Below are 25,926 nucleotides of genomic sequence, written 5' to 3' on the forward strand. Positions count from 1 at the left end.
CCATGAATAAACTGACAATATTCTCCGCCTGTGCAGCCCTGCTGCTGGCAGCCTGTAACAAACCCGCGCTTTTCGAAGAGCGCAAAGGGGCAGGTGGTACAGATACGGAGCCTGTGAAGAAGAAAGTACTCGTGATCGCCATCGAAGGCGCAAGGGGCCAGGTGGTGAAAGACGCCGATATGCCGCAGCTGAAAGGCCTGCTGGAGCATTCCATCTACAGCTGGGATGCCGTGTGCGACACTACTTCGGGAGATGCGGCCAGCTGGTCGGCCCTCTTCACCGGTGTTACCAACATGAAAAACGAGATCAAAGGCACGCATTACCTCGGCCATCAGCTGGCAGCGTTCCCTTCTTTCCCGCAACGCCTTGCTGCCAACGCAACGCTCGATATCACGGCAGTATCCAGCAGCCCGTCTCTGAACGATACCCTGCTGAAAAAAGGCAATGCCAATACCTGGGTGAATACGGGAGGGAAGGATGAAGCTGCGCGCGACAGTGCCGTGAACCGTCTTAAACTGCAAAACCCCGATCTGCTGGTAGTAGCTTTCAACAGCGTACAGCAGGCCGGTAAAACCGAAGGCTTCCATGCAGCAGCTCCCGGCTATACGGCCGCGCTTAAAACGGTAGACGGCTACATCGGTGATGTACTCACCGCCCTGCGCAACCGCCCCTCCTTCGCTAAGGAAGACTGGCTGGTGATTATCACCTCCAATCACGGTGGATTGGAAACCGGGGAATACGGCGGCAATAGTTTCAAAGAGAGAAACATCTTCCTCCTGTACTACCATCCCAATTTTACTCCGCGCCTTGTGGAAATGCCTGCAGTAAACGTTCCGTACGACGGGTATTACATGTTCTTCGACCGCGCCGGCAGTCAGGACCGGTCGGCCTATACCAACAACCCGGCTTACCGTTTTGGTGCGGAGCAGAATTTTACCATCGAGTTTAATATCCAGAGCACTTATACCGGTGGTACCGACCACCCCATTGTCAGCAACAAGAACTGGGGCAGCGGGGCCAACCAGGGGTATGTGATTTATAAGCAGAACGGAAACATCCGCCTCAACTATAAAGGTGCAGCCGCCTCGCGGATAGATGTAAGGAACGGGCCCAACGTATCCGACGGCAAGTGGCACCGTGTAAGCATCGTATTCAACCGCCTTGGAACTGTTGATTTTTACCTCGATGGTAAGTTCTTCATCAACGGGCTGAGCATAGCCGGAAAAGGGAATATTGATACCGGGCTGCCACTGGCAGTGGGTACCGATGGTACGCTGAACTATGAAGACGGTGGTACCAGCGGCTCCGGCCAGAACTATATTGCCGACATCCGGGTGTGGAATGCCGCGCTTACGCCTGCGGCTATAGACGATTGGGCCTTCCGCCCCCTCAATGCCGCACACCCTGCTTTCCTGTCGCTCATCGGCCACTGGAAGGCTAATGAACTGCCAACTGGTAATGCAATTAAGGATTTTAGTCCTACCGGTGCCGATCTTACCATTCAGAATAACCCGCGCTGGGATTATAAAACGGATGTATTGAACCCCTCGTCGATAGATGCTACGCTATTAGTGCCGCGTGCCATGGATCTCACATCCAATGTTCTTGCCTGGATGGGAGTGAAACTGAAAGCAGAATGGGCGCTCGACGGTAAGGTGGAGATTGCACAATAACGATTTGGTTTTCAATTACCTGAAATAGCGCCATATCGATGGCGATTCACTGCAATCACTGTTCAGGCGGGCCTTCGGTCATTATTGGCCGAAGGCCCGCCTTATTTTAAAAGCTAATTTCCTGCATGCACCCGGGTACAGATGACTATGGTTATATCAACCTGATAATTACTGAACAGATACTCCAGGTATACCCTAATGTATATGTTTTGCTACCTTTCCCTTTACTGTATTGGGTTTCGGTGTGTTTTATATACAGTATATATACATTAACCCTTCTTTAAACCTTCATTAACCCTGCTGTAATACATAGGGAAGTCATACGGGAGATTGACTTTCCACCAGGAAACCGCAGGTCCGGACACCGGCTGTCCGTTGGCGGACATTTATGTTTCAGATGATGAATATTTCCTATTCATATAGATTGTATTAGTAATGATTTGGCTCCCGGGAGGGATCTGGCAGTTGAATTGCGGAGAGAAAGCCAATCTTTGCACTTATGTTCCGGAACTACTTTCTCCTGGCCTGGCGCCGGCTGCTTCGCAACAAGACCTGGACGGTCATCAACCTCGCAGGGTTGGTACTTGGTATTACGGGCGCCATTGTCATTTTTGCGCTCGTTCAATACCATCAGGGGTTCGACAGGTTTCATCCGGGAAGTGACCGGGTTTACCGCGTATTATCGGAGACCTCCGGCAGTAACGAGGGGCGTAATGCAGGGGTGCCTCCTCCGCTGGGCTTATCTGTAAGGGAGGATTTTGCACTGGCAGAAAAGTCGGCACGCATTGCTACTTTCAGCAACTTATCCGTGGCGCTACCCGGTACAAAAGACCAGCGGAAGTTCCAGGAAGAGAAGGGCGTATCGTTCGCTGAGCCTGCTTTCTTCGAAGTGTTTGATTTCCCTTTTAAGGAAGGGAGCGGGGCAGGCGTGCTGGATGAGCCTTTTACAGCGGTTATCACCGAAAATGTGGCGAAGAAGTATTTCGGGGAGGGGGCTGCCATCGGTCAAATGATCCGCATCGTTAACCGCTTCACCAATACCCGGCTCGATTTCAGGGTGGCCGAGGTGCTTCGTAACCTGCCTGCTCAAACTGATTTACAGCAGGAGATCTTCCTCAGTTATCAAAACCTCCCGGAGTTCCATCCGGCATTCAGAGACGATAACTGGTATCTCCATTCCTACATACAACAGCTGTTCATAAAGCTGAAACCATCCGCAACACAAAGTGCTGCAGATGCTATGTTCGCTAAGATCTCGCAAGACAGGTATGGTAACTCGCCCACTGCGGCGCATTTCAGTTTGCAGCCCTTGCATGCCATGCACTTTGATACGCAGATCGATGGTAAGATTTCCCGGAATCATCTGCGTGCCCTTGGCTGGATAGGGTTTTTCCTCATTGCCACGGCCTGTATCAACTTTATAAATCTGGCCACGGCACAGGCATTGCGGCGCAGCAGGGAAGTAGGGGTGCGCAAGGCGCTGGGCAGTAAAAGGCATCAGCTCTTCTGGCAATTCATGACGGAATCGGCGCTGCTTACCATTATGGCTACGGCGGTGGCGCTTGGGTTCGTATTTACTTTACTGCCGCAGATCAATAACCTGTTTGGTGCGCAACTCCGTACCGTGGACTTCTTCCGGCTGGGGCTGGTATACTTCATTCCGTTGCTGATGATGGCTATGGCCTTTCTGTCGGGGGCATATCCGGCGCTGGTACTATCCGGCTTCCGGCCCATTGCCGCATTGAACGGGAAGGCAGGGCGCAATGCAGGAGGGTTTACACTCAGAAGGGGCCTGGTGGCTGCACAGTTCGCCATCTCTCAATTACTCATCATCGGTACGCTGGCCATTGCCCAGCAAATGAAATATACCCGCAGCATGGATATGGGTTTCCGGCAGAATGCGGTTACCATGCTTCCCGTGCCCGTGCGTGAAGCCAGTGCCATCGGTTCGCTGAAGGCCCGGCTGGCTGGCATTCCCGGTGTGGAAAGCGTTGCTTTTTGCAGTGAGGAGCCTGCTGGTACGGAAACGTACATCACCGGCATCCGTTACGCCGGGCGCGATGAAAAGGAGGCTTTTGAAATGCATTACAAAGCCGGAGATGCGGATTACCTTTCCACCTTCGGCCTGCAACTGGCTGCCGGCCGTAATCTCACTATTTCCGATACCAGCCGCGAATATCTCATCAACGAAACCACTGTGCGCAAACTGGGACTAGCCACACCCGATGCTGCGGTAGGACAAAGCGCCGTTATCAATGGCCGCAAAGGCATCATTGTAGGAGTGATCAAAGATTTCCATAACCGTTCTCTCCACCAGCCCATACAGCCACTTTCACTTACCACTAACCTCAGCTGGTACGGGCGCTGCGCTGTCAGTTTAAAGTCTGCCGACATTGCTACTGCACTGCCCGCCATTGAGAAAGCCTGGAATGCAGTGTTCCCCGACCATGTGTACCAGGCCGATTTCCTGGACACGCGCATCGCACGGATGTATAAGGCTGACCAGACTTTGCTTTCCCTGCTGCAAACATTTTCCGTGCTTGCCATCCTCATCGGCTGCCTCGGTCTGTACGGACTTATTTCTTTCATAGTAGCCAACAAAACCCGGGAAGTAGGGGTGCGGAAAGTGCTCGGTGCCAGCTCGGCAAGCGTGCTGTGGCTGTTCGGAAAAGAATTCCTGCAGTTGCTGGTAATAGCTTTCCTCATAGCGGCACCATTGGGTGCGTGGCTGTCTTTGAAATGGCTGGAGAATTTCACGTATCGCATTCAACTCGGGCCGGGTTTGTTCTTTGCCGCGGCAGGCATCAGTTTCATCATCCTTACTTTTTCTGCCGGATATAAGGCATTGAAAGCATCGCTGGCGAATCCGGCACGGTCACTAAGGGCGGAATAAAGCGGATTGATTACTTTTAGGTATGATTTCCGCAGATTCCCTTGCCGCCTCTTTTTCCGAAAAAGGATATGCCATCACCACTCCCAATCGTCGCCCACCTTCCGGCGTTCGGCCGATCTGTTTGCTGTGCGCCGTTTTCTGCTGGAAGTACCGGAAGTGCAGGCCATTGTTCTGAAGAAAGAACTGCTGCAACTGGTGGAGAGCATTGGCGGGAGCGGCTATGTACCGGTTAAATCTATATACTTCGATAAACCGCCTGCTTCCAACTGGTATGTAGCTTACCATCAGGATCTCACCATTTCAGTGGATCAGAAAAAGGAAGTGGAGGGCTTCGGTCCATGGACGGTGAAGCCCGGCCAGTTTGCCGTGCAGCCCCCGCTGCAGGTCCTCGAAAGTAATATTACCCTCCGCATACACCTGGACGATACTACGGCAGAAAACGGAGCGCTCCGTGTGGTGCCCGGCTCTCACAGGAAAGGGATTTACCGTCCTGAAACAATAGACTGGCAACAGGAAACGGAAGATACCTGCCCGGTACCTGCGGGAGGGGTAATGCTCATGCGTCCTCTTTTACTACATGCCTCGGGCCGAACTACCAACAACCATCGCCGCCGGGTGATCCATATCGAGTTCAGTAACCAATTGCTGCCTGAAGGCCTGCAATGGTCGGAACTGCTGTCGTAAACTACAGCAGGCTGCCGGCTGCGTTGGGGTTAGGACGCTACACTACTTCAAAATCAAAAGACCGTCAAATAAAAAGAACTGATTCCGGATGGTCTGGTAATCAGTTCACTGCATTTATTATTTGCCTACTGCTGTTGGGTTGGCTTGCTTTGTGTGCGCACTAAAGGGTATAACAATTCCATCACCTTAAAATCCGGAATTATGCCCATCGTGAAAGTAATCGAGATCATCGCTTCTTCAGATAAGAGTCTGGAAGATGCCCTCCGAAATGCTGTAACAGAAGTGAGCAAAACAATCCATAACGTGGATTCCGTGTATGTAAAAGATATTAAAGTACATGTGAAAGACGGGCAGATCACCACATTCGGTTGTATCTGCAAAGTTTCTTTCCGGCTCGATGAGAACCGGTAAAACCCACCTGTATTACCGTGTATGAGAGAGCGTCGTAAAGGAAAAAACGGCCGGTCCGGTTGATTGGACTGGCCGTTATGTTGTTATAGCGTGGCGTGAAATATTATTGCTTTTCCGGCGGGGCGTAGGTCACAATATCGATCCCGATGCCATTGGGGTCCTGGATGGCGAAGTGCCTGTCGCCCCATGGCTCATTGCGGATCTCAATCTGGATGGGTACGCCTTTCGCTTTAATTGCTTTGTACACCTTGTCTACATCCTCCACTTCAATGGTGAGGTACATGCCTTGTCCGTTAAACGGTTTCTGGAAAAGCGGCTGTTGCGAAGGGTGGTTGGGCAGCAGGAAGCTGATTTCCGCGGCATGGTTGGGTGTGTGCAGTAAGAGATAGAATTCATTTTCGAAAGTAACGCCGAAGTCAAGCGTTTTAACATAGAATTCTTTGGTTTCCGCCAGTTTAGTGGTGGTGATGCCGGCATTCATTTTCATGGTCAATGGTTTTGTAGTTTTTTGTGCAAGGAGATGTAAGGAGAAGAGCAGGAGGGCGGCCATGGTGATTAGCTTTTTCATTTGTTACGTCCGTTTTAGATGACAGAACAAAGGTCGGACGCAAGCGTTCCGGAACATAGTATAAAACGGACATAATGCTACCGCCCCCAGGCCTGGCCGGGCGTAAGGCCGTAGAACCTCCTGAATTCACGGATGAAGTGCGACTGGTCGTAGTACCCCATATCGAAGAACAGTTTGTTTTCCCGCAGGCTCATGGAAGATGGCTTGGCCTGCAGTATGCGCTGGAAACGTACAATGCTGCTGAAGGCTTTGGGAGTATCGCCCACATACTGTCCGAACATACGGCGGAGTTGCCGCGGGCTGATGCCCGTCTGCACTTCTTTATCCAGCTGAATATTACCGTTATGGCGGAGGATGAGGTGAAGCGCATCATAGAAGCGGCCATCGGGCCGGAAGATCTTACCGGTGATGAGTTCCAGGAAAATCTCGTCGAGCAGCAGGCTCATGGCTTCGTGGCTTTGTACACCGGCACAGCGGCTGGCGAGTTGTGACGCCAGTTGCGGGTCTATATTGGAAAGGGCTTCCGTACGGTTGGTAAGCGTATCGGCTCCTATGTGATATAATTGCGGGAAGATGCCGGGGAGGAAGCGGATGCCGGCATAGTGAAATGCCCCCGTTAGCGGGAACTCTGTATAAACATCCGAGATACCCATCACCCAGGATTCCTGCACATTGCCCGGTTCAAAGAATATATCCATACATCCATCGGCCACTACCCGGTAAGGATATGGTGCTGCCACGGGTGTGTTGGCTTTCAGCTGCCAGTAACAATATATATAAGGCTGCAGCGCAGGGCAGGGGAGCATCTCGGTGTAGGTAACCGCCTCTCCGGCCGCAGATACGGAAGGCTGAATGGGCTTGTATAAATCCCGGATATGGGAAAATTCCTGCATGCTGCGGCTTTTGATAGTGCCCCGAAATTAAAGAATCCCGGCAAATATGGAGGATTTGTGCAATTCCCGGCAGGGCCGGGTAACAGGCGGTTGCCCCTGTCGGCCTACCCCTTAACCCCGGTTATGCTTCCGAAACAATAAAATAAGGGATTGCAGCGGGACTTTTAACTGTTAAACCGGGGCCGTGACAATCCGCGGAAATGTCATTTATCTTATGGAAAAAAATGAATGTATTGATAATCAGGGATGTACTTATGTAAAAGTGTGGGTAAAAAAGATCAGCAACAATTATCTAAATGTCGATAAATTTGTCGAGACCAACATCAAGGGGATTATTTACGTTGTCTACGTCTATGCAATACGAGAAGGAGTGGCTGGAAATGGCTGCAGGTGGAGATGAACTGGCATTTACGCATCTTTTCCACGCATACAAATTCAAGCTGTACGGGTTTATCAGCAGGCTGACCGGTTCTCCGGCCACGGCTGAAGACGTGGTGCAGGACGTATTCCTGAAACTCTGGAAAGACCGTAAATCCCTCCGCGACGTGGAATCCTTCGGCAGTTACCTGTTCCGCATGGCCCAGAACCACGCCATCAATGGCTTCCGGAAAATGGCCCGTGAGGTGGATATGCTGAAAGAAATGAATACCGGCGACCTTCCGGCCCACAGTACCCCACAGTCTCACATCGCACTGAAAGAAACCCGTGAAATCCTTCACCGGGCAATAGAACAGTTACCTCCCCGGCAGAAAGCCATTTACCTGCTGAGCCGGGAAGAAGGCGTTAAGCACGAAGAGATCGCCCGCCGCCTCCGGATAACCACCGGTACCGTTAAAAACCATATGATCCAGGCGCTCCGCACCCTCCGCGAGCAACTTAGCCAGCACCCCCATTCCCTCGAAATTTTACTGCTGCCCTGCCTGGTGTTTCCTTTTTGTTAAATTTTTTTTGAGACAGACTATGCCTGTTTTCTTTTCCAGGTGTCTTTAATGTAGCATCGCCACGGGCGGGCTCACGTTATCTTAATTTTCAACCATATGTCTAACGCAAGGATCCAGTATCTCGTCAACCGCTATTTTGAAGGCGCCTGTACAGGTGAGGAGCAGCAGGAGCTGGCCGACTGGGTGAACCAGTCTGGCTCGGATGCTGACCTGCAGACAGTACTGGCAGAGGCATGGCGCAACTATCAGCCTGAGGAGGCTGGCCGGGAAGCGGGAGCTGCTGCCATGGAGCGTGTGTATTACCGCCTTTCCGATGAAATGGATAAGCCCCGTATGCGTATCGCATGGTGGAAGCCCGCCGCCGCAGCTGCAGCCATCTTTATGGCCAGCCTGGGCATCTGGCAGGGCATGAAGCCATCTCCCCGGGTTTCTGTGGCAGAGGCAGGTGTAGTGGAAGATGCGATGCCCGGTGGTGAAAAAGCCATTCTCACCCTCTCCAACGGGCGGCAGATTGTGCTGGACAGTGCGGCAAACGGACTACTGGCACAACAGGGCGGTGCCAGCGTCAATAAATTATCCAATGGTCAATTGGTGTACGACGACGGGGAAGGCACTGCCTCAGGGGAAATCCTCTATAATACCATGACCACTCCCCGAGGAGGACAATACCGGCTTACCCTGCCCGATGGCACGAAGGCCTGGCTCAATTCCGCCTCCTCCATCACTTTCCCTACCGCATTTGCAGAAGCTACCCGCAGCATCAGTATCACCGGTGAGGTGTACCTGGAAGTGGCGAAAGATGAGAAGAAGCCTTTCCGTGTGAAAGCGAATGGGGTGGAAGTAGCAGTGCTGGGGACGCATTTTAACATCAACGCTTACCCCGATGAAGGGGCAGTACATACCACGCTGATAGAAGGAAAAGTGAAAGTGACATCCGATGCAGGTACCCGCACCATCGCCCCGGGCGAACAGGTACAGGCCGGTAAAGGAAAGCTGGATGTTCAGCGCAATATTAACCTGGAACAGGTGATGGCGTGGAAGAACGGAAGGTTCGTGTTTGAAGGGGAATCCATTTCCCGCGTTATGAATCAGCTTTCCCGCTGGTACGACGTGGAGGTGGGAGATATAGCATCCGTAGACGACCGCTTTTTCCTCGACGTTCCACGGAGCAAAAAGCTGTCGGACGTGCTGAAAGCACTGGAGCTGACGGGGAAGGTGAAGTTCAAAATCGAAGGGAAGAAAATAATCGTTATGCAATAAAATACCACGTAAAGGTGGCGCCGGAAATAGAAAACGCCCTGCCTGGTCCGCAGGGCGCCGAAAAGTTCGGGTGCCGTTAAACAGTCCACTCTGATAGAAAGTTTATTGATTCACTCAAACTATGCAAATCTATGCATTTAAAGCTCCTTTGTGCCTTCCTGACGGAGGGTTTTAACAAAAAAATGCGGATCATGAAAATCACCGCTCTACTCTTATTGTCTGCCTGTATGTGCGTTAGCGCCAAAAGCGTTAGCCAGCAGGTGACCATATCCGAGAAAAACGCTCCCCTGGAAAAGGTGTTCCGGGAAATCAAGCGTCAGACCGGGTATTCTTTCGTGTATACGGCCAAACAGCTGGAGAAGGCTGCGCCGGTTACACTTTCGGTGAAAAACACACCTATCCGCGAAGTGCTGGAAGCCTGCTTCCGCAATCAGCCCCTGGTATTTACGCTGATGGACGATATGGTGATTATTAAAGAAAAGATTACCATCGCTCCCCGTTCCGAGCTTCCCGCGGCAAAGCCGCTCATGAAAGTTAAAGGTAAAGTGACGGACGCAACGGGCCAGCCCCTTCCTGCCGCCACTGTACAGATCAAAGGCACCCAGCGTGGTACCCTCACCGATGGTGAAGGTAACTTCCAGCTGGATGCCGATGCCGGCGCGATACTCCTGTTCTCCCTCATGGGTTTCGAAACTGCAGAGCTGCCGGCAACTGAGAATATGAACGTAGTACTGAAGGTGAAACAATCTGACCTCGAAGCCGTAGTAGTGGTAGGCTATGGTACGCAGAAGAAAGTAAACCTTACCGGTTCCGTAGCCACCGTAGGCTCCAAGCAACTGGCCGACCGCCCTGTGACCAGCGTGGCCAATGCCCTCCAGGGTACTATGGCTGGTGTGGCGGTAACCGCTGCTTCCAGCGGCCAGCCCGGTAAAGATGGCGGCACCATCCGCGTACGTGGTATCGGTACCATGAACAATGCCAATGCCATGGTGGTGGTAGATGGTGTGATTTCATCCATGAACAATGTGAACCCCGACGATATCGAGACCATTTCCGTACTGAAAGACGCGGCCTCCGCATCCATTTATGGTTCCCGCGCCGCTAACGGTGTAATCCTCATTACCACCAAGAAAGGTAAGAAAGGCGTACCCCAGGTGGTATTCAACGCTTACATGGGTAAGCAAAGCGCTACCGCACTGCCCGACTTCCTGCCCTCCTGGGATGCAGCCACCCTGTATAACCAGGCCCGTGTGAATGAAGGCGGCGCTCCCCGTTATACTCCTGAAGAAATTCAGAAGTTCCGCGACGGCTCCGATCCTTACAAATACCCTAATACCGACTGGCTGGACCTTGCTTACAATGGCAGTGGCCTTCAGCAGAACTATTACCTCGGCGTTAGCGGCGGTTCCGATAAGAGCCAGTACGCTTTCTCCCTCGGTATGTTCGATCAGGACGGCCTCATGGAAAAGACCAATTCCAAACGCTATACTACCCGCTTCAACATCCAGCAGCAGATCAACCAGCGCCTTACCCTGAGCGGTAACCTCGCTTATACCCTGAGCCGCATGAAGGAGCCCCAATCCAGCTACCCCGATGTGCCGGCCTTTACACAGATCGTGCGCCAGTTCAACCGTATTTCCCCGATGGTACCTTACAAACAGGCCAACGGTCATTACGGTTACATCGGCGACGGCAGCCCCGCTGCATGGCTGGAATCGCCCAGCCAGCGTAATGAGGATTATTCCGACCTGTTCGGTAACGTAGCTGCCGATCTGGAAATCGTGAAAGGCCTTCACTTCCGCCCGTCTCTGGCTATTACACAGCGCTTCGGTCAAACGAAAGCCTTCATCTCCGATATCCAGTATTATAACAGCGATGGTTCCAAGAGCATGTACCAGGGACCTATCAATGTTACCGACGGACAAACGACCAATATGGTGGTTACGCACCAGGACCTCCTGGAATACGGTACTTCTTTCGGCAAGCATAACCTGAAAGCCCTTGCAGGGTATTACCAGGAGTATACCAAATACACCTGGAACGAAGGGTTCCGTAAGAACCTGCTCAACAATGTACTCGACCAGGTGAACCTCGGATCTTCCGACGGGCAAACTGCTAAAGGGTACGCTTATGAAGGTGCACTGCAATCCTTCTTCGGCCGTATCAACTACGACTATGATGGTAAGTACCTGTTTGAAGCAAACATCCGCCGCGATGGTTCAAGCCGCTTCCGTCCGGATAACCGTTGGGGTACCTTCCCCTCTTTCTCCGCAGGCTGGAACGTAGACCGCGAGAACTTCTTCGTACCGCTGAAAGACGTTGTAAGCTCCCTCAAGCTGCGTGCTTCGTGGGGTGAGCTGGGTAACCAGACGATGAGCGACGATGCGGATTATCCTTCATCTCCTTACTACCGTTACCTGCCCATGTATTATACCAACCAGGATTATACCTTCGGCGGCCTGAGCCCGATTGTTTCCCCCGGCCTCTCTATGGTAAACGGTTATAATGCCGACATCCTCTGGGAAACTACGGCAGAAACCAACTTTGGCCTGGATGCATCTTTCCTCGGTGGTAAGGTGACCTTTACGGCAGACTGGTTCAATAAAAAGACCCGCGACATCCTCATTGAAGTACCCGTTGGCGCAGTGTATGGACTTAAACCTCCTACGCAGAACGCAGGTATCGTTTCCAACAAAGGCTGGGAATTTACCGCTGGCTTCAATGATTCCAAAGGCGACTTCACTTACAGCGTGGCAGCGAATGCTTCTTTCATTAAGAACAAGATCGAGAAGTTTATTTCTCCCGGTCCCAGCGGTTACACCATCCGTCAGGAAGGTTTGCCCATCAACGCACTGTGGGGTTATATCGCAGAAGGGCTGTTCCAGACTAAGGAAGAAGTGGCAGCACATGCCAAACAAAATGCCAATACCGCACCCGGCGATATCAAATACAAAGATCTCAACGGCGATGGTGTGATTGATACCAAAGACAAAACCTATATCGGCAACTACTATCCGAAGATGACTTACGGCCTTACGCTGAATGGTTCCTGGAAAAACATCGACCTCACTTTGTTTGTACAGGGTGCAGCCGGTGTTAAAACCTACATCGACCAGGGTAAGATCGGTAACATCAGCACTTCTACCGGTAAGCCTACATCGGCTATGCTCGACAGCTGGACGCCGCAGAACCCCGGAGCATCTCTGCCCCGCGCACTCTTCGGATGGAAGCAGAACGATCAGGCCAGCATGCCTTCTTCTTTCTGGGTGGATGACGCATCTTACCTGCGCCTGAAGAACCTGCAGGTGGGTTATACCTTCCCGCAGTCGTGGCTGGACCGCGTAGGTATTAAACGCGCACGCCTGTTCTACAGCGGCCAGAATCTCCTCACGTTCACCGGGCTTTACAAGTGGATTGATCCTGAAGCTCCCAGCACCAGCTCCATCTACTACTATCCCCAGGTTAAAATCAACACTGTTGGTCTGAACGTAACATTCTAAGGTTGGTATCACTTAAAAAAACTGAACATGAAAAGGAACTTAATCATATTGACAGCGATCGCGGCAGGCAGCTTCTTCACGGCCTGTAACAAGGATTTCCTGGACCGGGAGCCGCTGGATGCATATAACAACGATAATATCTGGAAAAACGAAGCCGACCTCACGGCAGCCCTGAACGGCTGCTACAAAGGCTGGGAAGATGTTTATAATATCATTTACCTGGATTGCGCTACGGATAACGGTTACAACCAATGGCCCTGGGAAGGTTACACCAGCTATGGCAATGGTTCCATCACCGCCTCCGATGTAGATGCAGCCAACCGCTGGAGCTACACCACTATTCAGAAGTGTAACTCTTTCCTGGAAAACGCAGATAAAGCGCAGATGGAAGAAGCGAAGAAGAACCGCATGAAAGCGGAAGCCCGTTTCCTCCGCGCCTATCAATATTTTACGCTGACACAGCTCTACGGCAACGTGCCACTGGTAACAAAAACAGTTACCATGCAGGAAGCCAACACAATCAAACAAACCCCCATCGGCGAAGTCCGTCAGTTCATCCTCGATGAGCTGGCGGCCATTGCTCCCCAGCTGGATGTATCGTACACCGGTAAGGACATTGGCCGTATCACCCGTGGTGCTGCCCTGGCGCTCCGCGCCCGCCTCAACCTCTACATGAAGAAGTGGGACGATGCCATCACAGACTCCCGTGCCGTAATGCAGCTGGGTTACGAGCTGGATCCCAGCTATTCCGATGTATTCCGAATCAAAAATGAGAATAATAAGGAAGTGATCCTCGATGTGCAGTACATGGAAAACATTGTTGCCAATACCGTACTGGGCATCATGCCTTCCAACGGTTATGGCGGATGGGGTTCCATCGTTCCTTCACAATCGCTGGTTGATGCCTACGAAATGGCCAACGGTAAACCCATTACCGATCCAACATCCGGATACAATCCGAATGACCCGTACACCAACAGGGACCCGCGCCTGCAACTCAGCATCGTGACTCCCGGACAGCGTTATGGCGGAAGAATCTACGATCCCATGGACCCCGATTCCGACGATTACTACCTCGGCGATAACAATTCCAAAACCGGTTACCTGTACAAGAAATGGACTTCTAATTTTGAAGACTACGCCAATATCTGGAACACCGGCCTGAATGCCATCATTATCCGCTATTCCGAAGTGCTGCTCACTTATGCAGAAGCCATGATTGAGAAAGGAACGATCGACGGAACAGTATATGATGCCATCGACCTCGTACGTAAGCGTGCAAAAATGCCTGTGGTAGACCGTGGGGTATATGCAGGACAGGTGAAGATGCGTGAACTGGTACGCCGCGAAAGAAGGGTGGAGCTGGCACTGGAAGGCCTCCGCTGGTATGATGTGAAGCGTTGGGAAATTGGCCCACAGGTAAGCAATGGTAAACTGTACGGTATGCGTACCGGCACGGTAGATCCTGCCACCGGTAAGCTCACCCTCACCGGTCCGAATGTGGAAGTGGAAAACCGTGTGTTTGACGCCAGCAAGAACTATGTATGGCCTATTCCGCAGAAAGAAATCGACGTAAATAAAAACCTGGACCAGAATCCGAATTATTGATAACCCGTTAGTTGCTACTCTTTATTATCAGGTTACAAAGCCCCGGCGTAATGCCGGGGCTTTTTTTTATGCCGCCGGTATATGAAATCAGCCGTATGTCAGCCGGGGTAGCACACATCAGGCTGCAATTGCTATATTTAAGCATCATGTATAGTTTCCGGAATCTCATTGTGCTGCTGGCCGGCGCCCTTGTGGTGGCGCCCGTGTATTCGACTGCTCAGTCTTCCCCTGAAAAAACGCGCGTGTTTCGGGAAACACCGCGCCACTATGTTTGCCAGAGAACCACCGCCCCCATGGTGATAGATGGGAGGGATGGGGAGGCCGTGTGGAAGGATGCCGCCTGGACAAGCGACTTTGCTGATATCGAAGGGGCTGCGAAGCCCGCACCTTTCTATCGTACCCGTGCAAAAATGCTTTGGGATGATACCCATCTGTATGTGTTCGCCGAAATGGAAGAACCGCATGTGTGGGGTACCCTCCGCCAGCGCGATACCATCATTTATGCCGATAATGATTTCGAAATGTTCATTGACCCCGATGGCAATGCCCACGAATATTTTGAGATTGAAGTGAATACCCTCAATACCGTCATGGACCTTTTCATGCCACGTGCCTACCGCGCCGGTGGCAGGGCCATGCTCAACTGGGATGTGCAGGGCCTGCGTACGGCAGTGCATATCAAAGGAACATTGAATAACCCACGCGATACCGATACTTCTTGGACGGTAGAGATGGCCATACCCTTTCATGCACTGGCGGCTTACCATACCCGCTCCCGGCCCCGGGAAGGGGATACCTGGCGGGTGAACTTCTCCCGGGTACAGTGGCAGCACGATGTGGAAGGGAACCAGTACCGCAAACGCAAAGGCACACCGGAATATAACTGGGTATGGTCTCCGCAGGGCATCGTAGATATGCATGCTCCGGAAAGATGGGGCATGCTGCAATTCACGACGGAGCCTGCAGGTAAAGCTGTGGCATACAGGGAACCTGAATGGGCGGAAGCGGAAAAGTTTTTATGGGAAATATATTACCGCCAGCAGCAGCATCGCAGGAAGTCTGGCAAGTATGCGACAGAGCTGAGTGAGCTGCAGCTGGAGAAAGGGAAATGGGATGTGGAGATGGAAGCCACAAAGCGGTTGTTTGGCGCTGCTATTAAACAGGGCCGCCGTACTATTGTAATTGATCACGAAGGAAAAATCACCCGATATGAATAAACGTCATTTTCTGAAATCCCTCGGGCTGGGAAGCCTTGCACTGGCAGCGCCCGCTATATCCATTGCCGGAGAACGGAAGGAAGGTAAAGCCCCTGCAGGCCCGGTGCGCCACCGCATCTGGATCAACCCCGGCGAGAAGGATACCGATGCAGAACTGAAGCAGCGTTATGCGGAATACCGTGCAGCCGGGATCGGGGTGATTTATTTCGAAGAAGACAGTGAACGCCACTTCCGCGCCGCCAAGGCCGCCGGTATGGAGGCGCACCGCTGGTTCTGGACCATGAACCGCAACGAAAAAGAACTGCGTGAAAAACATCCTGAATACTTTTCCGTAAACCGGAAAGGGGAATCCTGTGCAGATAAACCGCCATATGTAGGCTACTATCGTTTCCTCTGCCCCAATCACCCGGGTACATTACAATACCTGAAATCGAAAGCGGAAGAGCAGGTGGCAAAGGATTATATCGACGGACTGCACCTGGATTATGTGCGCTTCGTGGATGTGATACTGCCGGTTAACCTCTGGTCGAATTACAAAATAGACCAGTCGAAGGAATTGCCGGAATATGATTTCTGCTATTGTAAGAACTGCCGTGATAAATACGCCGCCAAATACGGGAAAGACCCGCTGGAGATGGAGCATCCCGATCAGAGTCCTTCGTGGCGTAAGTTCCGGTACGACAGTATCACCAACATTGTCCGTAACCTTTCTGAAGTAGCCCATGCGAAGAAGAAGCCCATTACGGCAGCAGTGTTCCCCACACCGGAGATCGCCAAGCGTATTGTACGGCAGGATTGGGTGAACTGGCCGCTGGATGCTGTGTGCCCCATGATCTACCATGGCTTTTACCGTGAAGGTGTGCAGTGGATCGGGGATGCCGTGGCGGAAGGGGTGAATGCCCTTAATGGGAAGTTCCCGCTGTATGCAGGGTTGTACCTGCCCGACTTTAACGGGAACAATGAAGATATCCGCAAAGCCATTCAGCTGGCTGTGCAGAACGGGGCGGCAGGTGTATCCATCTTCGGATCAGTGAACCCTGCGCTATTGAAAATACTCCGCGAAACGGCCGGGTGAGTGATTATACTCCCCAGGCCAGGAACACCCATGGCAGGCCTATAGCAATGGCGAAGCCATATGCCAGATCCAGCCAGAACATGGAACCCAATGCGCCGAGGTAAATAAAACCTACGATGGGAGCCACCAGGGCTTTTACAAACCATGGTTTGTTTTGCTCCTTTACGGCATTCCACAGTACTTCGCCATCAGCAGTGCTGGGGAATGCGTGCATGGCGATGGAGATGCCGAGGTACAGCATGAGGTAGTTGATGAATCCGATATCGCCGCCAAGCCGGAGTAATATCGCCGAAGGCAGTGCAATGAAGAATCCCAGCAGGGTATTGATCATGAAAGGGCCGCAGGAAATCAGTGCGGTGTGAACGATAGACTTAGGTTTTTCATGTACCACGTAGCCGGCGGGGTTACCCACCTGGAAATACACCACTTTAAAAACAGGCACTTTCAGCCAGCGGCAATATAGCTGGTGGGCCAGTTCGTGAACGATAACACCGGGGAAGGTAAGGAGAGATATAACAAGACCGGGAATAAACATCTTTCTATAAGTTTTAACGGTAAACGATAACACCATCCAGCACTTTGCGGAGGTGAACGGCAGTGGAGGAATCGCCGTTGAGGGTACCCATTTGCGAAACGGCAGACAGCAGCTGACGGCTCTCGGCTTTCTTCCCTTTGGTATGAAGGATGAGGGCCTGAGATGCCAGGGCATGGTCGGACATGGGATCGAGCCTAATGGCTTCCAGCGCCAGCTCTTCCGCAATATCCATATGTTTCAGGCGCATTTCCACCCGCGCTTTTGCTGACATGGCGTAGGCATCTTCATGATTGCGCTCCAGTATCTCATCACACATCTTATTCGCTTTTTCCAGATCGCCCATTTGCCGGAGGGTGCTGATGTAGCTCATGGTGGCAGCGTAGTGGCCGGGAGAAGCATCCAGCGACTTTTCCAGTATACGGCGGGCCTGCGGCAGCTCTTCCGCATCCATGAGGCTGCCGGCGATGTACACACCGCAATAGGAGATATTGGCAACCGACCCGTCGTTTACCGCTACAGAATCAAAGAACCGGATCTGCTCTTTCAGCGGAAGGGTTGTGGTAAGCGGTAATTTCTGCAGTAAGAGCGAATCGGTAGAGGCAATTGAAGAAAGGTAGTCCACAGCGGTATTGACCTTTGCGAACAGGTTCTCATCAGTTACGGGTTTGTCGAGCAGATAGATGGCTTCTTTTGCAAAATCATCCTGATCGATGTTATAGGCCGCGGCAATGAGTCGATAGGAATGTGCTTCTATATGATCCGGGAAATCCTGCAAAACCAGACCGGCCTCCTTATAGGCGGTATGATAATTACGGTCGTGCACGCCCTGTTCGGCCAGCGTGAGGTGGCGGGCGGCATTCAGGAATCGGGGGAGCTTCACGATGTTATATACCAGTAACAGCGCGATCCCGGCTGCAAAGAGCCAGAGCCAGCGTGGTATGGGATATTTGATGAGTGCCTCCCGGCATTCGGTACATAAGGGTGTTGCATAGCCGTGCTCCACCTGCGGATTATCACAGTTGGCGCAGGCAGCGGATGTTAAAGCCGGGGCTTCGGGGGTATAGGTATATTCTTCCATCAGCGATGGTTTACAGGTAAAGGGATTGGGGCGCAAATTAGGGTAAAAATCGCCTGCGGACATGGCGATTTCGTGTTAGGGGACAGGCTGGGCCGATTCCAGTTGAGAGAGTGCGTCGCGGAACTGGCGGATGCTTACAGAGTCGAGCTGGTTGGATGGTGTTGAGAGAAAAACCTTCAGCGCCTGGCGGTATTCTTCCCGGAAGGCTTCGTTACCGGGACTGGCCGCCAGCTGGTTGCGCGCCACATCTACCACCGTTCTGTTACTGGCAATCTCCTGCATTTTCCCGTACAGCGATTCTTCGGCCATGATAACAATGTTTTCCTCATTGCCGGGGATGTAACGGGTGACGAAGGTTTGTCCGGCAGGAGGGAGGAGCACCTCGTTGCGGATGGGCCAGATAGCTGCAGACATGCTCGAAAAGCCCGTTTTTACGTCTTTACCGTTGGCTCCTTTGGCGATCACGGTATAATCGAAGATGTACTGGTCATTGAAAGTGGAATTGGTTTGCGTTGCCTGTATAATGACGGCGGTACCCGGTGTGCCCCAAGCCTGCAGGAACCAGGCATTGAGGAAAGGAGCCGTGAATATATTGGCCAGCGCCAGGATGAAACCCGGTATTAACCAATACAGCCGTTTTGTAAGCAGGGCAATACCAAAGAAAAGAACAACGATAATTAAAAACGACCAGGCCGGATGCTGGCTAAGGAAATGCAATAAAGTGGATATGGCTTTCATGATACTCGATTTACCTGTTTGAAAGGCACCCTTCCGGGTACCCGGGTTAAAATTTTCTTCCTGTCTGCAAAAACTGTGCGAATACTGGATTTTATTTCTGTATCTTGTTTTTGCAATCGAATGTAATTTGGTATGATAAACAACGAATATTCCCGGAGGAGGTTCCTCCAACAGGCCATGCTGGCCTCTGCTGCTCTTGCAACGCCCGGAATTCTCATGGCCCGCGGCGCGGCACAGCCCCGTAAGATCGGAGCGAATGAAAAAGTGAATCTCGCCGTGATCGGAATCGGTAACCGCGGCGCAGAAATCATCCGCGAACTGCACAAAACCGGTCTTGCCAATATCGTAGCCCTCTGCGATGTGGATATGGGAGCTCCCCACACAGAAGGTATAATGAAAATGTTCCCTGACGTGCCCCGCTTCCAGGATTTCAGGAAGATGTTTGACAAAATGGGCAAACAGATAGATGCCGTTTCTGTTGGCGTACCCGACTTTGCGCATTTCCCCATCACCATGATGGCCATCGGCCTGGGCATCCACGTATATGTGGAAAAGCCCATGGCACGCACTTTCCAGGAAGTGGAGCTGATGATGAAAGCCGCTCGTAAGAACCCTAAGGTGGTGACCCAGATGGGCAACCAGGGCCACTCCGAAGCCAACTACTTCCAGTTCAAATCATGGACGGATGCGGGTATTATCAAAGACGTTACAAAGATCACCGCTCATATGAACTCACCCCGCCGCTGGCACGGGTGGGATACCAAGATTAAATCTTTCCCTGCGGGAGAGCCCGTTCCTTCAACCCTCGACTGGGACGTTTGGCAGATGCAGACCAAAGGACATACTTACAACAAAGACTTCGTTAATGGCCAATGGCGTTGCTGGTTCGATTTCGGAATGGGCGCACTGGGCGACTGGGGAGCGCATATCCTCGATACCGCACACCAGTTCCTGGACCTGGGCCTGCCTTATGAAGTAAATCCTGTTAAGCTCGACGGGCATAATGATTTCTTCTACCCCATGTCTACCACCCTGTCATTCAAATTCCCTGCGCGCAAGCAAATGCCGGCGGTGGAAGTGATGTGGTACGATGGTGTGGACAATCTGCCTCCCATCCCTCCGGGTTACGGCGTATCGGGCCTCGATCCTAACATCCCGCCTCCCAGCACCGGTGCCATCAAGCCCGCGAAGCTGAACCCGGGTAAGATCATTTACGGTAAGGACCTCACTTTCAAAGGAGGTTCGCATGGCAGCACGCTGTCTATCATCCCGGAAGAAAAAGCGAAGGAAATGGCCGGTAAACTGCCTGAAGTACCTAAGAGTCCTTCCAACCACTATGCTAACTTCCTCCTGGCCTGTAAAGGTGAAGAGAAAGCGCGTTCTCCTTTCGAGATCGCAGGCCCGCTCAGCCAGGTGTTCTGCCTTGGTGTGCTTGCCCAATGGACAGGCCGTAAGCTTGAATTCGACCGCGAGAAGAAAATTATTACCAACGACAAAAATGCCAATCAACTGCTCGTGGGGCCTCCCCCGCGCAAGGGATGGGAACAATACTACAAGGTGTAGCACCTGCAGAGAGACGGTCCACGGGCCGTCTCTTTCTTTTTAAGGCCCCATATTCAAACGAGTAACGGGCCGTTCGCAGTATCCCCGCCACACTACTTGAATAAGTAAACTTTTGAAGCCCCGCCTGTCGGTAACTTTCGGTCCGGTAATAAATGCCGGATCGATAATATGCAGCTGCGAAGAATTTTGCAATGGACCGGTGCAGGGGCGGCGCTTATAATAGTAATAGCCTGGGCTTTTCCGTTATTGAACGGAAGCGGCCCGCTGGCATCTCCATTGCGTAACCGTGGCAAAGTACACATCCGTCACGAAGGAGGGAAGTATACACTGTACCGCAACGGACAACCATTCTTTATACAGGGAGCTGCCGGCAGGGGGAGCCTTAGTGCGCTCCGCGAAGCCGGAGGCAATACGGCCCGTACTTACGATACCCTGCAGCTGGGTGCATTCCTGGATGAAGCACACCGCAACGGGATTGCCGTTATTGTGGGACTGCCTTTGCCTTCCAGTGCTTATGAACAATTCTTCTACCGCAACCGTGCAAAAACGGATACCCTCTTTGAGAACCTGCGCAGCGCAGTGCAGCGGTATAAAGATCACCCGGCCCTGCTCATGTGGTGCCTGGGTAATGAACCCGTAATGACATGGCGGCCGGGCCACAGTGCGTTTTATAGTACTTACAACCGTTTGCTCGCCATGCTGCACACCCTCGACCCCGATCATCCTGTTACCACTACCATTCCCAATTACAATATTGCGCAGATCTGGATGATACGGCAGAAAGTACCCGGCCTCGATCTGATTGCATTCAATTCCTTCGGGAAGCTGCATGAGCTGGGTAACAACCTGGAACGGTTTTCCCGCTTGTGGAACGGCCCGTTTCTCATTGCGGAATGGGGAGCATACGGGCCCTGGGAATCGGGCATTACCACCTGGCAGGCACCGGTAGAGAATACAAGTAGTAAGAAAGCGGAACACCTTCGGAATATGTATGCCAACGATCTTCCCCTTAAAAGCCCCCGCTGCCTGGGGGCCCTTGCCTTTTACTGGGGCAGCAAGCAGGAAGCTACCGGTACCTGGTTCAGCCTGTTTACAGAGGAAGGGAGGCCAACAGAAGCGGTACAGGCACTGCACGAAGTATGGGGCAAACCCATGCCCGGTACGCAGTGGCCTAAAGTGAAATACATGCTGCTGAGCGGTAAAGGCGCCCGTGATAATATTTTACTGTCACCCGGCAGCCGGCATACCGCCACCCTGCTGCTGGATTCGTTGAACACGGCACAGATTACCTCGCTGCAATGGAAGGTGGTGCGGGAAGACTGGTACCATGGCCCCGGCCGTGATAAGCGGCCCGTTAGCCTGCTCGATACACTGGTGCATGCGGAAGACGGGCTGGCACTGGCTTTCCACGCACCCCGGCGCGGAGGGCCTTACCGCATTTTTGTAGAGGTGACAGACCGGGAAGGGCGTGCAGCTACTGCCAACACGCCGTTTTATGTAGTAGAATAAAGTATGCCTGAATTGAAACAAGCCCCCCAACCCACCCGGAGCGAAATGCTCTCGCTGCGGCTGATGATTATCATCGGCACGCTTTGTTTGGGCTGCTTCCTCATCTGCCTGCTGCGCCCTTCGCATATCGGGCATCCGTTGTTATACTGGCTCTTTGTGAGTGCCACCATATTCGCCTGCCTGCGCATCCTGCACGAATGGTATCATTATCTTTTCATCTCCGTTCCCAAACCGCTGCCCGGTGATAAACAATTCACCGTTGATATACTCACCACATTCTGTCCGGGAGAACCTTATGAAATGATTGTGGAAACGCTGGAAGCCATGCAGGCTGTTACCTATCCGCATACTTCATGGCTGTGTGATGAAGCCGATGATCCTTATCTGAAAGAAGTGTGCAAACGGCTTGGCGTGCGTCATGTAACCCGCAACCATCGCCGCGATGCCAAGGCGGGCAACATCAATAATGCGCTGCAATATGCTACCGGCGACCTTTGCGTGATACTCGATCCCGATCATATACCCGCACCTGACCTGCTCAATCCCATTGTTCCATTCTTCAACGATTCCCGGATCGGGTATGTGCAGATAGTGCAGGCGTACTACAACCTGGGCGACAGTCTCATCGCTAAAGCCGCTGCGCAGCAAACATTTCATTTCTATGGCCCCATGATGATGACGATGAACCGGTACGGAACGGTGCTTGCGATCGGGGCTAACTGCACCTTCCGCCGTAGCGCACTGGATTCCATTGGCGGGCATGCTGCCGGCCTGGCGGAAGATATGCATACCGCTATGCAGCTCCATGCAAAAGGCTGGAAATCGGCCTACCTGCCTGTGGTGCTTACGGAAGGGAGAGTGCCTTCTACTTTATCGGCCTACTACAAGCAGCAATTAAAATGGGCACGCGGGAGTTTTGAATTATTATTCGTGACCTATCCGAAGTTGTTCCGGCAATTTACGTGGGCACAGCGTTTCCATTACGGAACTATACCCCTGCATTATTTCTCGGGCGTTATTTTCCTGCTGAATTTCCTCGTACCGGTACTATCGCTTTCGCTGGGGATCATTCCCTTTAAGATGGACCTGCTGCTGTTTGCACTGGCAGGGCTTCCTTTCCTGTGCAGCGTACTGGCTGTGCGGCACTTTGTACAGCGTTGGGTAATGGGAAGGGGAGAGCAGGGCAACCATGTGCTGGGAGGCTTCCTCCTGATCGGTACGTGGTGGGTGCATATCGTGGGGCTTGTCTATACCATCATCCGGAAAAAAGTGCCTTATATACCCACGCCGAAAGATGATCAGGAAAAAGACAACTGGGCCCTCAACCTGCCCAATATACTTGTAGCAGCATGTACCCTGGCGGCTATCGTGTATGGATTGTATATAGACTGGAACCCCTACACCTGGATTATGGCGGGCATCGCAGGGCTCAACTTCACTGTGATGATGTTCAACATCGCCATCAGCAGACAGAAAGATGTGCAGGAGCTGCGTACGGAGTTCCGTGTGCTGCGGAACAGTTTTGTCTATTACAGGCTGCTGAAGCAACATTTCTGGAATTTCAGGCACGGCATCTATGCCGGCTTGCGGCAGTTCGCATTCCCGATGATGCTGATGATGGGGATCTCCACGCTTTATTTATTTGGCAGCTCGCAGCTTGCAGCGCGGTCTGGTGAGCAGGAGCAGTCGCGGGCCAATATCTTTTATACCGGCATTTTTAATCCGGATAGTGCGGGCGGTATTACTGGCAAAGAGGGCTGGCAGCAGTTTCAGCAGCGGTTTGCCGTGCATGCGGATATTGTATCGCTTTACATTCCATGGGGCGATGCACCGGCATCCGAAGTACCGCAGCAACTGGCGGAGGATATTTTCCGCAACGGCTCCGTGCCTATGATCACCTGGGAGCCCTGGGCATCGGGGTTTGCATTCTCTGATGCAGATCCGGAATTGCGGGAAGAGCGGAAAGTGATGGCACATATTGCCAATGGGAGGTTTGATGCTTATGTTCAGAAAATAGCGCGGCAGGTAAGAGCGCTGAACCGGCCGGTGTTTATCCGTTTCGCGCATGAGGCGGATAATCCTGCATATCCCTGGTCGCCTGCGGGAGGGAATACACCGGAGGAAAGCAAAGCCGCCTGGAGCCATGTGCATGATGTTTTCCGGCGGGAGCGTGCTTATAATGCCGTATGGGTCTGGAACCCCTGGAAGCCCGCAGCAATAGAGGCTTATTTTCCGGGGAGGCAGTATGTAGACTGGCTGGGGGTAACGATGCTGAGTTACGATACCATCGGCACACAGGCAAAGGCATATTCGTTCACGGAATTATATGAACCATTCCGCCGTAAACCCATCTTCCGTTCGGGGTTGCCAGTAATGGTTGCAGAAGGCGGATCGGTGCGTACGGGGAAGCAAAGGGAATGGATGGAAGGGGCGGCAAAGAGCATTACAGGTTACCGGGAAATTCAGGCATTTGTTCTCTTCCATTCAGGATTCGATAAGAATGTACCGGCAGGTGGGAATGTGCAAACCATCGACTGGCGGATGGCGGATGCCGGCACTTTTTTTAAAGTAACTGCAGGCGGAGGTAGTTCCGCAAAGGAACCGGTTAAGCAATTGCGGTACATCCATCCGGAGCCGGCGGTAACGCAGCAGCCCCGCTGGACGGATACCCTGAAAGGCATGCATTACCAGAAAGGCGGTAACTGGTTCCGGAACCTGCATACACTTACAAGGCGCGAAGTGGTGGAGGATTTTCGGGAAATGAAAGCGGTGGGTGTAAATACCGTAAGGCGGTACGGGCCCGGTGCTTACGACCGGAATGTACTGGCAGCCGCAAAGGAGACCGGATTGGGCCTGCATTATGGCTTCTGGCTCCCAACTGTGGCAGATGCAGTGGCAGATGCGGCAGTATTGAAGAAGCGCACTGCGGAAATTATAGACCAGGTGAAAGCTCTGAAAGGGAATCCGGAGATCCGTGCGTGGAGTATTGCCAATACGGGATACAAGTTGCTGCAATACCGCTTTGTGAAGCCGGCTTATTTATATCAGCAGAAAGCATATACGGCGTGGTTACGCCAATTGGTAAAAGAGATCCGGGAGGCAGATCCGGAAAGGCCGGTAACGGTGGATGTGGATGGTGTTGCCGACATTTCGGGATTACTGCAATACCTGCACGATGAAATACCGCAGGTGGCGGCCTTTGGGGTGGTATTGCCCCCGGGAGGTGAAGGGTTGGTGCAGTTGAAGGAAGTGCCCGTTCCCTGTTTCATCAGCGGGGTAAGTGTTGAATTGTATGCCAATGCCGGTCCTGATAAAAGAGGGGTGTTCATGGCTTCCTGGCAGGATGAGGAAGCAACGAACCGTATCAGCTTCAATGGAATCCTCGATCATGAGGGCCGTCATAAGCCGGGCTGGCACCGGTTACTGCATGTATGGAAAAAGATTCCCCTGCGGGAGCCGGTTCCTGCCGTCAGTATACTTCGCCCTGCCGTAACCGTGCGGGAGAATTCAACATTGGAATACCGGGCACTTATCCGGGAGAATAATGAATGGCATTATGCCGGAGGGGGTGACCTGGAGTTTGAATGGAGCCTTATCCGCCTCGACAGGAAAGGTAAACCCATACGCAGGGATCTTTTGGGAAAGGGAACCGTCATGAAAGTGGAGATTCCTTTTAACCCTGCTGCCTACCGGCTGCATGTTACCGCTGTAAAGGGAAGAGATGTGTCTGTGGCGGCAGCTACGTTGAATACACCGCTGTAATGCAGCGGGGAATAAAAA

Annotated in this window: 18 protein-coding genes; 13 read left to right on the plus strand and 5 right to left on the minus strand. The window is 52.4% G+C overall.

Going from position 1 to position 25,926, the window contains the following annotated elements:
* Positions 1 to 2: 2 nt before the first annotated feature.
* From DEV76_RS22950 to DEV76_RS22965, 4 genes are all read left to right on the plus strand, one after another.
* Positions 3 to 1,673, plus strand: coding sequence for a LamG-like jellyroll fold domain-containing protein (locus DEV76_RS22950; RefSeq protein ID WP_109700296.1), 1,671 nt, complete (start codon positions 3 to 5; stop codon positions 1,671 to 1,673).
* 499 nt (positions 1,674 to 2,172) lie between these two features.
* Positions 2,173 to 4,566, plus strand: a complete 2,394-nt coding sequence (locus DEV76_RS22955; protein WP_109700297.1) for an ABC transporter permease — start codon at positions 2,173 to 2,175, stop codon at positions 4,564 to 4,566.
* Positions 4,567 to 4,692: 126 nt separating this feature from the next.
* Complete coding sequence (locus tag DEV76_RS22960; protein WP_232827026.1) at positions 4,693 to 5,250, plus strand: phytanoyl-CoA dioxygenase family protein; 558 nt, start codon at positions 4,693 to 4,695, stop codon at positions 5,248 to 5,250.
* A gap of 201 nt (positions 5,251 to 5,451) precedes the next feature.
* Entirely contained in the window at positions 5,452 to 5,661 is a 210-nt protein-coding gene (locus DEV76_RS22965) for a dodecin family protein (RefSeq protein WP_109700375.1), read from the plus strand.
* Between the two features lie 103 nt (positions 5,662 to 5,764).
* Here DEV76_RS22965 and DEV76_RS22970 read toward each other — a convergent pair whose 3' ends face one another.
* A complete protein-coding gene (locus tag DEV76_RS22970; RefSeq protein ID WP_198652184.1) occupies positions 5,765 to 6,229 on the minus strand; it encodes a VOC family protein in 465 nt (154 codons plus the stop codon).
* A gap of 77 nt (positions 6,230 to 6,306) precedes the next feature.
* A complete protein-coding gene (locus DEV76_RS22975; protein WP_109700299.1) occupies positions 6,307 to 7,122 on the minus strand; it encodes an AraC family transcriptional regulator in 816 nt (271 codons plus the stop codon).
* Positions 7,123 to 7,475: 353 nt separating this feature from the next.
* Between DEV76_RS22975 and DEV76_RS22980 the strand changes: the two genes are divergently transcribed.
* The 6 genes from DEV76_RS22980 to DEV76_RS23005 all read left to right on the plus strand — a co-directional run bounded on the left by DEV76_RS22980 (position 7,476) and on the right by DEV76_RS23005 (position 16,723).
* Positions 7,476 to 8,063: an RNA polymerase sigma factor gene (locus DEV76_RS22980; protein WP_157963058.1), complete on the plus strand. Its 588-nt coding sequence runs from the start codon at positions 7,476 to 7,478 to the stop codon at positions 8,061 to 8,063.
* Between the two features lie 96 nt (positions 8,064 to 8,159).
* Entirely contained in the window at positions 8,160 to 9,323 is a 1,164-nt protein-coding gene (locus DEV76_RS22985; RefSeq protein WP_109700301.1) for a FecR family protein, read from the plus strand.
* A 191-nt stretch (positions 9,324 to 9,514) separates the two neighbouring features.
* Entirely contained in the window at positions 9,515 to 12,823 is a 3,309-nt protein-coding gene (locus DEV76_RS22990) for a TonB-dependent receptor (protein WP_157963059.1), read from the plus strand.
* A gap of 27 nt (positions 12,824 to 12,850) precedes the next feature.
* Positions 12,851 to 14,431 (plus strand): RagB/SusD family nutrient uptake outer membrane protein, encoded by a 1,581-nt coding sequence (locus DEV76_RS22995; RefSeq protein WP_109700303.1) that lies wholly within the window; start codon positions 12,851 to 12,853, stop codon positions 14,429 to 14,431.
* A gap of 146 nt (positions 14,432 to 14,577) precedes the next feature.
* The gene (locus tag DEV76_RS23000; protein ID WP_157963060.1) at positions 14,578 to 15,648 is read left to right on the plus strand and encodes a carbohydrate-binding family 9-like protein; all 1,071 of its coding nucleotides are present in this window, start codon (positions 14,578 to 14,580) and stop codon (positions 15,646 to 15,648) included.
* Positions 15,641 to 16,723: a family 10 glycosylhydrolase gene (locus tag DEV76_RS23005; protein ID WP_109700305.1), complete on the plus strand. Its 1,083-nt coding sequence runs from the start codon at positions 15,641 to 15,643 to the stop codon at positions 16,721 to 16,723. Before DEV76_RS23000 ends, DEV76_RS23005 begins: the two co-directional genes overlap by 8 nt.
* 4 nt (positions 16,724 to 16,727) lie before the next feature.
* Here DEV76_RS23005 and DEV76_RS23010 read toward each other — a convergent pair whose 3' ends face one another.
* From DEV76_RS23010 to DEV76_RS23020, 3 genes are all read right to left on the minus strand, one after another.
* Complete coding sequence (locus tag DEV76_RS23010; protein WP_109700306.1) at positions 16,728 to 17,258, minus strand: metalloprotease family protein; 531 nt, start codon at positions 17,256 to 17,258, stop codon at positions 16,728 to 16,730.
* 13 nt (positions 17,259 to 17,271) lie between these two features.
* Positions 17,272 to 18,336 (minus strand): tetratricopeptide repeat protein, encoded by a 1,065-nt coding sequence (locus DEV76_RS23015; protein WP_157963061.1) that lies wholly within the window; start codon positions 18,334 to 18,336, stop codon positions 17,272 to 17,274.
* A 75-nt stretch (positions 18,337 to 18,411) separates the two neighbouring features.
* Positions 18,412 to 19,074, minus strand: a complete 663-nt coding sequence (locus DEV76_RS23020) for a hypothetical protein (protein WP_109700308.1) — start codon at positions 19,072 to 19,074, stop codon at positions 18,412 to 18,414.
* 132 nt (positions 19,075 to 19,206) lie between these two features.
* On the opposite strand from DEV76_RS23020, the gene DEV76_RS23025 reads away from it, so the two are divergent.
* The 3 genes from DEV76_RS23025 to DEV76_RS26035 all read left to right on the plus strand — a co-directional run bounded on the left by DEV76_RS23025 (position 19,207) and on the right by DEV76_RS26035 (position 25,908).
* The gene (locus tag DEV76_RS23025; RefSeq protein ID WP_109700309.1) at positions 19,207 to 20,637 is read left to right on the plus strand and encodes a Gfo/Idh/MocA family oxidoreductase; all 1,431 of its coding nucleotides are present in this window, start codon (positions 19,207 to 19,209) and stop codon (positions 20,635 to 20,637) included.
* A 168-nt stretch (positions 20,638 to 20,805) separates the two neighbouring features.
* Positions 20,806 to 22,146, plus strand: a complete 1,341-nt coding sequence (locus DEV76_RS23030; RefSeq protein ID WP_109700310.1) for a glycoside hydrolase family 2 TIM barrel-domain containing protein — start codon at positions 20,806 to 20,808, stop codon at positions 22,144 to 22,146.
* A 12-nt stretch (positions 22,147 to 22,158) separates the two neighbouring features.
* Entirely contained in the window at positions 22,159 to 25,908 is a 3,750-nt protein-coding gene (locus DEV76_RS26035; protein WP_198652186.1) for a glycosyltransferase, read from the plus strand.
* Positions 25,909 to 25,926: the final 18 nt, after the last annotated feature.

Origin of the sequence: Chitinophaga deserti (assembly GCF_003149455.1) — a bacterium.
GTDB lineage: Bacteria > Bacteroidota > Bacteroidia > Chitinophagales > Chitinophagaceae > Chitinophaga > Chitinophaga deserti.